Origin of the sequence: Leptospira venezuelensis (genome assembly GCF_002150035.1) — a bacterium.
GTDB lineage: Bacteria > Spirochaetota > Leptospiria > Leptospirales > Leptospiraceae > Leptospira_B > Leptospira_B venezuelensis.
Genome location: NZ_NETS01000011.1, coordinates 29,043 through 41,162, shown reverse-complemented (window position 1 = coordinate 41,162; position 12,120 = coordinate 29,043). Strand labels below are relative to the sequence as shown.

The following is a 12,120-nucleotide window of genomic DNA, read 5'->3' as shown; positions in this document are numbered from 1 at the left end:
ATTAAAATTGTAAATCGGCGCAGGCTATTTCGGGGACTTTCAACCCAATAAATCTTTTAGAGTATTATAATTTGATCTGGATAACGAAACTTCTGCAGAATCTCCTAAAAGAACTTTAAAATGATTTCCTTTTCCATGTAGGATCTTCTTTACTTCGGATAGATTGATAATAAAGGATCTATGAGAACGAAAGAAGTCGGAGTTGAGTTCAGTTAGAACAGATTCCATTGTTTTACGTATCAGTTCTTTTCGACCTGATTTAAGATGGATCTCAGTAAAATTACCTGAAGCTTCTAAGTATAGAATGTCTTGGAATCGAATCACTTCTATCATCCCATCTTTCTTTAAGGATATACTATTTTTGCGCATAGAATCCGCTTTAGAAGCGGAGGCAGACTTCATACGATCTATCGCTGCAATAAATCTTTCTCTTGTGAATGGTTTAGCCACGAAATCCAAAACACCAAAATCAAATGCACTTACTGCATTTTGTTTGTCAGAAGAAATCACAATTGTATAAAATGAATCCTTTTCAGGGAGCTTCAGTATCTCGTAGCCTGATTGTCCTTTCAGATTGATATCCAAAAGTAAAAGGTCTATCGGGTTTTCCTTAATACTATAGAGAGCAGGAATTAATTCATCGAATGTCTTAAGAGAAGTTAAACTTTTACCGAATGCCTCTCTGCAATAATGCTGAATGGTCCTTGCCATCAATTTGTCGTCTTCGACTAGAACAGCTCTCACCATGCTTAGCGATTTCTATAAAAAATTCTAAAATGGTCAATCTGAAATTTTCATTCTATTAAACAGAAGTGTGAATGTAGCACCTTTTCCTGGGATACTTTCTAAGCTGATCTTTGCATTCAATAGTTCAACCAATCTATGAACTGCATAAAGCCCAACGCCAGTGGAAGGTTCATTACCGGTAGGTTTAGCTGAAAGACGAGTGAACCTGGAAAAAAGAAGTTTTTTATCATCGTCTGTGAATCCTTTTCCTTCGTCCCTGATTTGGATCTGTATAAAATCACCATTATCTTTTATCAATTTAGAATGAATGAATATTGAACCACCCGGTGGTGAATATTTCACCGCATTTGAAACCAAATTATCCAAAATACTAGCGACCGCTTTTCTGTCGGAGCGTATCTTTAGATCCTCTTTGTCAAATTGAGTATGAAATTGAATACGTTTTAGCGAAGCTTGATAATCAAAATTTTGAATCGTTGATCGTATATACGAATTAATATTAAAAATATCATAATCTATTTTAATATTCTCAAAACCGGAAGCAGCGATCCCAACAAGATCGTCAATATGCCCCAAAATTTTTCTGGATGAACTTTCTATATCAGTAAGGATCTCCTTCTTCTCCTTGTCCGAAAATGATTTTAGGTTCTTACGCAGGATCGTACTGATACTCATGATCCCTGAAAGTGGACTTTTAAGATCATGGACAGCAATGCTGATCATATCACTTTTATTCGTATCTTCTTCTCTTAACCTTTCATTCAAACGAATGATCCTTTGGGTTTTGAGATAAGTATTCGCCAAAGTTAAAAAAGATACACGATCAAAAATTAAGATCAAAAACAAGGTCACAAGGGGATTTTGTATTAGTACAGGCTCTCTGTTCCCACTATAATAAATAAAACTGTAAAGGATGGCGTAATTGATAGCATAGATAAAATATTTAGTATGGTCCGGAAATCTGAACATGATCGCAACGCTGAACATTGCAGTAGAGAAAAGGGAGATCTCAGGAAGCCGAGGAAATACCACAACTGTGATACATGTTCCTGTCAGGGAAAGAAGAAGCACTCCAATCCTACAAAACAATTTGATCCGATCCAAATCCGCTCTATGCAGACGGCCTGAATTCAAAAGTACATTCATCGTGAGAAAAACTGAATAAAATACAAGATCAAATAGAACGAATGAATTGTCTTTAGCATCAGAAAATGCATCTACCAAATCATAAAATGCAAAGGGTAGAATGATGATCGGCAGGATCAAATAAACATATCTAAGTACGATTAGAATTTCTAGGTATGCATTTCGGGTAAATACAGGAGCAAAATTAACGGAAGAAAGTATCTTTGCTTTTCTATACTGCCTAAGTGCAAAACGATAATTGAGCCCGAAAAGAAACCTAAGTAACGCCTGCATATTTCCAAATTTATCCCTTTCCCTTTTAAAAAACTCCCTTTTTTGTCCAATCATTCGATTTAGGAAAACTAGTGAAAAAACTTTGTCAAAAAGATGAATTAGAAAAGCCATAAATTCCAGAAAAAAGAATGTACTTATCTCCAAGAATACAAGCAATTATCATATCACTACTCGTTCTAGTTTATAATTTTATGACTTAAGTACTGATTTTACTTCTTCTTTTGCTTTGCAAAAATTACTAGAGCATGTTTTCAAATATTTATAACATTTTTCTAATAAATCGTTACAAAGAATTTGCATAAAGGAGCATAATGTAATATACTGTTCGGCCGATGCTATCTAAGAAAAACGCATTACTGATTTCTTCTGCTTTTGTTGTAGTTGTTCTCATTTTTATTTTTACGAGAAGTCAGTCCGGAGCTTCTCAATCTTCTTCCAAAAATATTTTTTCGGAAGGGTTTTCAATCTTCTCCGGATTTATCGGTTCCAGAACTTCTTCTACCTATAACGAAGATAACGCAGTAGTATCTGCTTCTCTTTTAAAGAGTGAAACTCCAGACAATCTATACTGGGTGGCAGTTGCTACTCCCCAAGATGCTGGGGAAAAAAAAGCACAAGAAGAACTATTAGAAAGTTGGGCTACATTGTACGGAAAAATTTATTCCGGAAAAGCAACCCGCAAAGAAATCGATGAATATTATAAAGCACAGATAAAACTTCAGGAAGACCAACTGGAGTTATTGCGCTTAATGGAAGAAAGATATCCAGAGCGCATTGATGACGAAAAACGCAGAATGATTCTAGCCGGCAAAGAATTGTACGGCCAAAAGCTGAAAAACGTAACCGAAGAATACAAAAAACATACAAAATAGTAAGTAGGGAGAGAAACGTATGAAAACTCGGTCTTTTCGAGCTCCTGCGTTAGTCGTCGTATTCCTAGCCGTTTTCGCTACGAGTACGTCCGTTTTCGGCGATCCATATTGGGGAACATTTAAGAAGGACAGTTGCACTGCAATTTTTCCTGGCAAACGTCAATATTCATCGATCCTTTACGGGATCCCATCTGGGCAGAGTTGGGAAACAACATGTGCCAATATGGGAGCAACTATCAATGGCCAAGTATTTACTAAGCCAAGTCGTTGCAAAAACACCGGATTCAATATGTGGGGAGAATTCGATCTAATCGATGATTCTTGCGAAGCGAACTGGTCTGCTCCTGACGAAGGTGGGATCTATAACTACACTCATAAAAATGATGGTTGCCAATCCTCAGGTACTTACGCAGGCAAAAGAAAGTATTCTTCACGTTTATGGAATATAGTTGGTCTGAGCTGGGAAGAAGCATGTGCTAAAATGCCAATCACAATCGCAGGTAAAACATATACTACACCTCATAGATGTGTGAACACAGGTGGAGCCACTGGAATGTGGGGAGAATGGTACGTTGCAGATTCAAGTTGTGAAGCTGCTCCACAGGCTTATAATAGAGGAGCTAACGATTCTCTTAAGAGAACTGGAACTCTTTCTGGTTATGTGGATCTTCATACTCACCCGATGGCAAATTTAGGTTTTGGTGGAGTTATCTTCCATGGATCTCCATTCGGACCAGCTACAACTGCATTAGCTGATTGTCCTAGCACTTCAGACGAAGGACATTCGGCAGGACACTCTAGGGTAGAAGCTATCGTTCAAGATGATATTATAGGGGCCTTATTAGGCACTGCACGACACGACAATAGAGGTTATGCAGGCTTCCCTTATTGGCCAGCTAATAATAGTTACACTCACCAAACAATGTATTACGAATGGATCAAACGCGCTTATGAAGGCGGAATGAGAGCCATGGTAGTACTTGCGGTCAATGGTGACTATATGTTCGGTGCTACTGATAACGGACTTCCTGACATTATCAAAGGAATTGCGATCGCAACCGATCCAGTTTACGACCTAAATGATATGAACACTTTACGTCGTCAGACCCAAGCAGTGTATGATATGCAAGCTTGGATCGATGCGCAAAGTGGGGGCCCAGGACAAGGTTGGTTCCGTATCGTAAAAACTCCTGCAGAAGCACAGAGTGTAATTTCTGGCGGAAAACTTGCAGTGGTTTTAGGTGCAGAAGTAGACTATTTAGTAGATTGTACTGGTAGTAACTGTAACGATTCTATGATCACCCAAGGTGTACAAGAGTTGTATGATTTAGGTTTACGTTATGTATTCCCAATTCACTTAAAAACCAACGGATTTGGTGGAGCAGGTCTCTATAATATCCTTGGAAGTGGAACGAAATACGACTGTAAGCACTACGGACAAGATTGTAACACTGCTGGTTTAACTACTTACGGGCAAAAAGTCTTGAGAGAGTTGATGAAAAAAGGAATGATCATCGATGTGGGTCATATGTCCGCAAAATCTCTGGATGGAGCTATCACCTTCGCTGAGCAACAATCATATCCTGGTATCGTAACTGGTCACACAGGTGTATATGATATGGCGAATAAGGGAAATCGTCATGAAGCAAACCCAACTGGAGTTGCTCTTAAACGTATCAGTACCTTAGGTGGAATGATCGGGCTTATCACTGGCCAAGGAAATCTGGAAGAAATAGGTGAGTGGAGACAGAATAGTGACGGCTCTTATATCGCACATGCTTGCGGTGGAACCAGCCAAACATTCGCTCAGTCTTACCAATATCTCAAAAATCTAATAGGTGATCCTGCCTACGATGGAAGGATAGCTATCGGAACAGATTTTAACGGATTTGCTCATATGCCTGGACCTCGTTTTGGAACTCGTGCTTGTCCTGGAGGAACTTCAGTCATTGCACAGCCAGAAGCTTCTAAAGTAGGATATCCTTTCTCCCCGGATTCTTCCATTAGATTAGCCGCAACTCTTGCTGCTTCTCCTTCTCTTGGTAAATACTCCTTCGGAAATAGGACATTCGATTTCAATACGGAAGGTGCGTCCCATATAGGGTTAATGCCTGACTTCTTTGAAGACTTAAGACAACAAGGATTGAAACGTTCCGATCTGGAGCCGGTCTATAGATCTGCTGACTTCTTCACAACAATGTGGCAGAACGCGGTAAATAGGAGCGGTAGCATTCAGTAATTGAACCAAGGCCCGCCACCAAGCGGGCCTTTTTGTATCGATTTCCCGCAAAAGAAAAAGTTTGGCCTTTGGAACTAAAAGTGAAGAATAGGTTCTAAGATAAAAAGAGCTTATTTTACATGCGGCTTTTATTAAACCCTAAAACTTTAATATCCTTACTCCTTTTATTTACGGCAGCATGTTCCAACGGGGACACAGATTCTACTGACGATACTGCTGCGAGTCTATTGTATTCCGCTTATGGAGCCAGTTTTACTCCTGTTCCGATCGGGGGATGTGCAGACTCAGCAGTTCCAACAATAGTAACAGGAGGTACCGCGACTTTCTCCGGAGCCAGTTATCACTATTATTTTTATTCTTTTACCGGAAACGGCGCAACAAATACCTTCAACGTTAGTTTTACAAGTGGGGAAGCCGACTTGTGGATCGGAACAGAAAACTCTGTATTGATCCCAACGGATTTTAGTCAGGTAGAAGTTAGGAGTGAGAATATTGGAACCGAATCCTATTCAGGAGTAAATACTACTAACGGTTCCACCCGTTGTTTGGTGATTCCAGTCACAAATGCTGGAACGATTACTTTGTCGATTCAGTGATTCTCAATAGTCTTTTAATAAATAATTGACAAACTCATTCCCAACCATATCTTTCCGTTCCCAGAATCCATTTAGGAGCAAAAACGGATGTCAACAAGCGAACCACTAAGTATAGTAGGTATCATCAAAAATAGCATTGAATTGGGATTAAAGAATTTTATACCCCTGTTTATTGCATTCATACTTTGGGTATTAACAATATGGATCCCTTATCTAAATGTAGGAACTTCCATCGGGCTTTTTTGGTTGATTCCCATAAAAATCGGAAAAGGGGAATCTTTTTCACCTACTGATATTTTTAACAAAGAAAACAGAAAATACATAGGAGAGTTTTTTCTCACTACTGGCTTTGTAATCTTAGGATTTTACGCAGGAGTTCTATTTTTTATAATTCCAGCATTTGTAATTGCAGTAGCATGGGGACAGGCAACCTTTTTATTATTTGATAAAGGTTATGATCCAATCCAAGCCATCAAAAAGAGTAACGAGATCACTTATGGCAAAAAATGGACTATATTCTTAGGCACAGTAGCGTTAGTAATTAGTTTAGCCCTTGCGACTTTTATTCTCGGCTATATAGCAGGTTTAATCAGTCCATATTTAACTTATTTAATATTCTTTGTGGTTTACGTAACTTTCGTACCGATTGTTATCTCTTCTAATGGATATATATATAGCACTTTGGCTAAAGAAGCTGGATTATAATTCCAATAAAAAAAGGCGCCGGATCCGGCGCCTTTTTACAGATTAGCAAAATTTTTTATCTAAAACAACTCATCATCATCGTTTGCGGGTGGGGTAGCAGCCCTTGCAGAAGTTTCAGACTTAGGGCTTGCAGTTTTCTTTTGGGTTTCATTACTGCCTGATTTGGAAAGATATTCAATTTTCCCTTCTGCTTCCGCTAAGATAGATTGGCAGAGAGTTCTAAGTTCCATTCCTCTTTCATAAGATTTAATCGATTCTTCTAAGGTCAATTGTCCTCTTTCCAAATTTTCAGCGATCTGCTCTAATTCGGTTAAGGCCTGTTCAAAACTGATTTCTGTTTTTTTGCTCATTGTATTTCACCTTGGTAAGAAACCCGAATCCTACCTTCCGCCAATATAACCTCTAGTTCTTCCTCTTTCTCCAATTGTGTTGGAGATGTAACGACTTTTTTTCCTTTCTTACGAACTACAGAGTATCCTCTTTTTAAGGTTCCCAAAGGAGAAAAACCTTCCAACTTTCCGGAGAGAAGCTGGAACTCCTTCTTCTTTCTTTCCAATTGTGTTTTAAAAGAAGTAAGTAGTCCAGTCGACACAGGATTAAATTTATTCTGGGCACTCATTAGATAATTTTTACCCAATAAATGTATTCTGGAATTAATCTCATCCAACTGTAAAATCCTATCGTTCAGCATTGATCTTGGATCTAAAAATGCTTTTTTATTAGTAAGTATCCTAAGCTTCTCTTTTAGATTGTTTGATTGATTTTTTAAAGCTGTTCTAAGTCGAATTTCAAATTCTGCAAGTCCTGATTCTACAAGTTCCATTTCAGGTACAGCCATTTCTGCAGCAGCTGTAGGGGTAGGGGCAAAATGGTCTGCTGCCAAATCAGAAAGAACAGAATCAATCTGGTGGCCAACCGCTGAAATAATTGGAACGCGACTTTGTGCAAATGCGAGAACTACTTTTTCGTCATTAAATGCCATGAGGTCTTCTGTGCTTCCACCACCTCGGCCTGCAATGATCAGATCCACATCCCACTTAGGATCATTTAATTCTTTGATTGCAGAAACAATAGAATCTGGAGCTCCATCTCCCTGTACAAGACAAGGAGAGATAAGAATATCTATATTTGGAAATCTTTGTTTAGAAATACGGATAATATCCTCGATTGCCGCGCCGGTAGGCGAAGTGGCAACACCAATTCTCCAAGGAAATGCAGGTAGTTTTCTCTTTCTATCCGGGTCAAACAACCCTTGAGCAGCAAGTTTTCTTTTTAGTTCTTCTATTTGGAGTAAAAGATCCCCTTGTCCTAACTCTTCAATTTTGGAAATATTTAAATTATATTGTCCTCTGGGTTCGTAAACGGAAACAGCACCGAATGCCTTAATCTCCATTCCATTTTCCAAAGGTTTTCCCTTATATCTTCCATTACTATAAGAGAAAAAAGTGCAGGCTATTAAAGATTTTGGATCTTTTAAGTTAAAATAAATATGACCTTGGTGAGACTTGGAATAATTTGAAATTTCCCCTTGGATCCAAATATTTCGAAGTATGTCCGGTCCAGTTAGAAGTTGTTTAACGATAGAGTTAATTTCCGAAACGGAATATGTTTTGGTTTCTTCCATCCGAAATTAACTAGCAAAAAAATCTTTTCTGTACAATTTCCAGAAGTCCCAAAGGATCACAACCATCGTGACTGCAACTGGTCCGAGCACCAGTCCCATGATCCCAAATTCTTGGATCCCTCCGATCAATGATAAGAAGATTAGCAAAGGATGGATCCTAAGTTTTTTATCCAACATCTTAGGTTTTACAACATTTTCCAGAACGATATACAAAGTCAGACCCATTACCATGAATAAGCTCGCACCAATGATATTATTCTCAATAAACATCAAATAAAGTCCAATTGGCAACCAAACTACGGAAGTTCCAATCACTGGGATCAAAGAGAAAAATGCCGCAAGACTTGCATACAAGAAAGGATTGGAAATTTTCGCAAATAAAAGAAGAATATAAACTCCAGCTCCCTGCATAATAGAAACAATTAGATTTCCTTTAAATACAGTCTGCACAGCAGATGCAATTTTTCTTCCTACTTGTTCTTCTACCTCTGTAGAAAAAGGCAAATTGTCCAAAATGAATCTTTCTATTTTTTTTCCGTCCTGATAAAAGAAGAACAAAAGTAAAAGAGAGAAGAATAGATTCATGATGATCCCTGCAGGAAGATCGATAGAACCTAGGATAAAAGAAGAAGCATTACTTAAAACGGCGTATAAGCTGTCCAAGTTCAAGATATCTATATAATTTTTAGCAAAATCTCCGTAAATTTCAGGAAGTTTTACCCAGAAGAATGGATTATCCGTAAAAAGATCGGTGAGAATATTCAAACTCATGATCGTATCAATGATCTTATCTTCCGAGAGGGAGATCCTGATCTTAAATAGAATAGAAAGAGATTCGTCGATCAAAGTTCGGATCATAAAATAAGAAGGTAAAATTACGATCATACAAACAGAACCGATCATGATCCATGGAGCCAATGGCTCAAACTTTGGACCTACCAATCTTCTCAACTGTTTGTATTGTTTACGCGTTGCTAAGTAAAGGATCAAGGCAACAAGTGCGGAATAAAAATAAGGCCTTAAAACTACAAAGAGTAGAAATCCCGTCCCGATACAAAAAATGCCTAGGATCAGGTTAAAAAGTTTTCTGTTAGTTTCCTGTCCTTCTTTCGGGGACATTAAAATCCTCCGTTTGTGGTTTTCTGGAATATTTTTACAATACTTCCCTTTTCTTCAGGATGAATAGTGATCGCGAGTATCTTATGCCTAAGAACATCCACCAGATACAAACTTTTCTCCTCAGATTTTTGACTTTGCAATATTTTATGACCAAAACTGGAGATCAGATATTCGTAATATCTCTCCATCGTGGTTTTTGGAAGAGGGGTTTTAAAAATTACAACAGCTTCCTTATTATCCAAAAGACGATCGGCCTTTAATTCAGTAAAAAACAATACCTCGGAATCATCCGGAACAAAATTACTTGGAATGGAAGAAGGTGCCTTATACGGTTTTTCCACTATGGTTAGTTGGTTATGCCTAAAAATTTTAGGTCTGTCTTTAACCTTTTTGGTTTTTACAGGATCAGGACTCATCAAATCGGGCAATTTGGTATCCTGAGCAAAAAGAGAAAGATTCCCGATCAGTAAAAATACTAGAACCGAACCGAGGACTTGCGAGAAACTACGGCCTTCCACGAAATTTAGTTGAATCTAACGCTTCCCCCTTGACAATCCTTTTCTAGATGCAATTCGCCGGATTCGATTTTTATATCCAAACTCTATTAGATTGGGTATCCGGTCTGCCTAGCGCCTTAGTCTGGTTTTTTTTCGCATTTTCCAATTTTACAGAAAACGTTTTTCCACCTTGGCCTGGTGATACTGTTACCGCATTCGGTGGTTTTTTACTCGCAAGGGGGGCCTTAAATTTTTGGGAGCTGGTCTCAAGCACTTTAGTTGGAAATCTTGCAGGCGCCTGGGTGATGTATGCATTCGGCCATAAACTACTCGATTGGCTGAAGAATAAAAACTTCCCATTCAAATCAGAACTATATAACGAAGAGTCCATCCAAAAAACCTTGGATTGGTTTTCCAGAAACGGCCTCGTTGTCGTGATCTTCTCAAGATTCTCCGCAGGAATACGATTTTTCGTTTCTATAGTTGCGGGAATGGTAGAGATGAGACCCCTTTGGTTCTTCTCTGCATTTACTTTGGCAGTCACTATCTGGTGTGGGATCTTGATCTACGGAGGCTTTTATCTAGGATCTCATTGGGAGAAGTTACTGGAATTTTTAGCTCTGTATAATAAAATTTTTACAGGCTTTTTCGTAACCGTAGTTTTAGGATTTATAATCTACAAAAAGTTTTTCGAAAGAAAAAAGGAAGCCTAGGCTTCCAAAACTTCTTTTAAAGTTTTTACAAACTTTTTATGAATAGCATCCGTTTCTTTAGGAAGTTCTAATTTTTTAGCAAGGTCCAATAGAACATTCGGATCTATTACTTTCCCTTCGAACCATTGACCAGCCATATCTCCTGAAATTTTTAGAACGGAAGAAAGATCTAAAATATCCCTTTCTACCATAACAAGTGCAAATCCTAAAGCACCATCTGTAGGAATATAAGGTTCAATTCCTTCCGTTTTCCAAGGATCTAAACCTGTAGGAAGAGCACTTCTCACATTCCATTTCATTTCATCAGAAGGGGGCCCGAGTTCAGTTTTATTGATAAGGACCAATTGAACAGGATTGATATCACCGTGTGTCCTGCGATTTTCTTCTGCAAGTTCTCTGATCAGTTTTGCATTATCTCGTGTAATCGCGTCTCTTCCTAAAAAGTTGAGCTTGTATAGATAATCTTCTAATTCTTTACCTTGCAATGCTCCAGTTAGAATAAATTGGTACAAAATAAAGATCAAATAATCACTTTCAGTATTATCCCCAAGCAAAATCTCTTTCGAGTTTGTAGGAAGATAAATCCTATCTCTGAGAAGGATCGTAAGTTTATAAGCCAATTGATCGAATAAACTTTGAAAGGAAGATCCAGCAAATTTACGAACCCTCTCTACTGCTCCCCAAAGACCTTCTGTCAAAAACCTAGTAGGATGAGAAAGAGTGTCCCAAAACTTATCTACCATTCCTTTTAAAGTACCTTCTAAATACTTTAAGTGAAGTGATTCAGTTTTTACGCCTTGTGTTCTGAATGTAGAAAGTAAGGTCCGTCTGAAAAAATGAGGACTTGCGGAAATAAAACAAAGAGGTGAGTCTGTCGTGGCTTCTCTCAATTCCTTGAATAAAGTAGGCATACCCGGTAAAGGTAACTTCTGCTCAGGTGTTTCGAATAATGTAGAAATTTTTCCCTTATTTGAATGAATATCCGTGGCTAGATAGGTCTGATCAATATCAGAAGTAGTTACTATCCCTGTATACTCTTCAGATAAAATACGTAAAGCACCCATTCCGATCAAACTCTGAGAGACTAACTCATGTTTACCGGGAGTATTTAAATAAGCTAAATCTTTTCCAAACTGTCTATATGAATCAGGTTTTAAGAAATGAATATGAAATGTATAATTTCCTGGAGCTAAAGGAAAAGTAAACTCATGGAAGAAAAATCCACTTTCGTCCCCTCTGATCTCGGGAGAACGATGTAACACTTTTCCAGACTGGTCCACTATTTCTGCTACAAGGATAGGCTTACGCACTGACTCAAGTCCGTAGTCTAAAAACGGAGTGATCTCTTTTTCTTGTCCTTGGAATAAGCCGGTAAGGAGATCCCATTTTTTAGGATCCGTCATTTCTTCGCTGACCGAGATATCCACTACTTGGCCTCGGATATAATAACGGTTTTCTCTTCCGAGAGTTCCTCCGCAAATCGCGGCCCTACGTTTTTCCGTATTCTTGGAAATTTTGCGTTCTGTTTCTTCCGTCACAAGCTTGCAGGATTCCTTTTTAACATTTTGGGAAAGGAAAACTCTAACATG

Annotated in this window: 12 protein-coding genes; 5 read left to right on the top strand and 7 right to left on the bottom strand. The window is 38.3% G+C overall.

The window, feature by feature from the left end:
• Positions 1-39 precede the first annotated feature (39 nt).
• Both B1C82_RS16395 and B1C82_RS16390 read right to left on the bottom strand, forming a co-directional pair.
• A complete protein-coding gene (locus tag B1C82_RS16395) occupies positions 40-747 on the bottom strand; it encodes a LytR/AlgR family response regulator transcription factor (protein ID WP_086448681.1) in 708 nt (235 codons plus the stop codon).
• 33 nt (positions 748-780) lie between these two features.
• Positions 781-2,166 carry a sensor histidine kinase gene (locus B1C82_RS16390; RefSeq protein WP_234008386.1) on the bottom strand — a complete coding sequence of 462 codons (1,386 nt, stop codon included), beginning with the start codon at positions 2,164-2,166 and terminating at the stop codon, positions 781-783.
• 332 nt (positions 2,167-2,498) lie between these two features.
• On the opposite strand from B1C82_RS16390, the gene B1C82_RS16385 reads away from it, so the two are divergent.
• From B1C82_RS16385 to B1C82_RS16370, 4 genes are all read left to right on the top strand, one after another.
• Positions 2,499-3,038 carry a hypothetical protein gene (locus B1C82_RS16385; protein ID WP_086448679.1) on the top strand — a complete coding sequence of 180 codons (540 nt, stop codon included), beginning with the start codon at positions 2,499-2,501 and terminating at the stop codon, positions 3,036-3,038.
• Positions 3,039-3,057: 19 nt separating this feature from the next.
• On the top strand, positions 3,058-5,277 hold the full coding sequence (locus B1C82_RS16380) for a membrane dipeptidase (RefSeq protein ID WP_086448678.1): 2,220 nt from the start codon (positions 3,058-3,060) through the stop codon (positions 5,275-5,277).
• Between the two features lie 119 nt (positions 5,278-5,396).
• Entirely contained in the window at positions 5,397-5,873 is a 477-nt protein-coding gene (locus B1C82_RS16375) for a hypothetical protein (RefSeq protein ID WP_086448677.1), read from the top strand.
• 87 nt (positions 5,874-5,960) lie between these two features.
• Positions 5,961-6,578, top strand: coding sequence for a hypothetical protein (locus tag B1C82_RS16370; protein ID WP_086448676.1), 618 nt, complete (start codon positions 5,961-5,963; stop codon positions 6,576-6,578).
• Between the two features lie 59 nt (positions 6,579-6,637).
• Here the strand turns inward: B1C82_RS16370 and B1C82_RS16365 are convergent, their stop codons facing one another.
• From B1C82_RS16365 to B1C82_RS16350, 4 genes are read right to left on the bottom strand one after another with little or no spacing between them, the layout of a single operon-like run.
• On the bottom strand, positions 6,638-6,928 hold the full coding sequence (locus B1C82_RS16365) for an exodeoxyribonuclease VII small subunit (RefSeq protein WP_086448675.1): 291 nt from the start codon (positions 6,926-6,928) through the stop codon (positions 6,638-6,640).
• Positions 6,925-8,202, bottom strand: coding sequence for an exodeoxyribonuclease VII large subunit (gene xseA / locus B1C82_RS16360; RefSeq protein ID WP_086448674.1), 1,278 nt, complete (start codon positions 8,200-8,202; stop codon positions 6,925-6,927). Before xseA ends, B1C82_RS16365 begins: the two co-directional genes overlap by 4 nt.
• A gap of 6 nt (positions 8,203-8,208) precedes the next feature.
• Entirely contained in the window at positions 8,209-9,321 is a 1,113-nt protein-coding gene (locus B1C82_RS16355; RefSeq protein ID WP_086448673.1) for an AI-2E family transporter, read from the bottom strand.
• Positions 9,321-9,749, bottom strand: coding sequence for a hypothetical protein (locus tag B1C82_RS16350; protein WP_234008387.1), 429 nt, complete (start codon positions 9,747-9,749; stop codon positions 9,321-9,323). The genes B1C82_RS16355 and B1C82_RS16350 overlap by 1 nt, the downstream gene beginning before the upstream one ends.
• 137 nt (positions 9,750-9,886) lie before the next feature.
• On the opposite strand from B1C82_RS16350, the gene B1C82_RS16345 reads away from it, so the two are divergent.
• Positions 9,887-10,531, top strand: coding sequence for a DedA family protein (locus tag B1C82_RS16345; protein ID WP_086448671.1), 645 nt, complete (start codon positions 9,887-9,889; stop codon positions 10,529-10,531).
• Here B1C82_RS16345 and B1C82_RS16340 read toward each other — a convergent pair.
• Positions 10,528-12,069 (bottom strand): phosphatase domain-containing protein, encoded by a 1,542-nt coding sequence (locus tag B1C82_RS16340; RefSeq protein WP_086448670.1) that lies wholly within the window; start codon positions 12,067-12,069, stop codon positions 10,528-10,530. The two genes, B1C82_RS16345 and B1C82_RS16340, sit on opposite strands and share 4 nt — an antisense overlap.
• Between the last annotated feature and the right edge of the window lie 51 nt (positions 12,070-12,120).

Bases quoted from the DNA above. Each gene is read 5' to 3' on its own strand.
- B1C82_RS16365 (WP_086448675.1), bottom strand. From the start codon at position 6,928: ATGAGCAAAAAAACAGAAATCAGTTTTGAACAGGCCTTAACCGAATTA.
- B1C82_RS16395 (WP_086448681.1), bottom strand. From the start codon at position 747: ATGGTGAGAGCTGTTCTAGTCGAAGACGACAAATTGATGGCAAGGACC.
- B1C82_RS16375 (WP_086448677.1), top strand. From the start codon at position 5,397: ATGCGGCTTTTATTAAACCCTAAAACTTTAATATCCTTACTCCTTTTA.
- B1C82_RS16390 (WP_234008386.1), bottom strand. From the start codon at position 2,166: ATGCAGGCGTTACTTAGGTTTCTTTTCGGGCTCAATTATCGTTTTGCA.
- B1C82_RS16380 (WP_086448678.1), top strand. From the start codon at position 3,058: ATGAAAACTCGGTCTTTTCGAGCTCCTGCGTTAGTCGTCGTATTCCTA.
- xseA (WP_086448674.1), bottom strand. From the start codon at position 8,202: ATGGAAGAAACCAAAACATATTCCGTTTCGGAAATTAACTCTATCGTT.
- B1C82_RS16355 (WP_086448673.1), bottom strand. From the start codon at position 9,321: ATGTCCCCGAAAGAAGGACAGGAAACTAACAGAAAACTTTTTAACCTG.
- B1C82_RS16370 (WP_086448676.1), top strand. From the start codon at position 5,961: ATGTCAACAAGCGAACCACTAAGTATAGTAGGTATCATCAAAAATAGC.
- B1C82_RS16345 (WP_086448671.1), top strand. From the start codon at position 9,887: ATGCAATTCGCCGGATTCGATTTTTATATCCAAACTCTATTAGATTGG.
- B1C82_RS16385 (WP_086448679.1), top strand. From the start codon at position 2,499: ATGCTATCTAAGAAAAACGCATTACTGATTTCTTCTGCTTTTGTTGTA.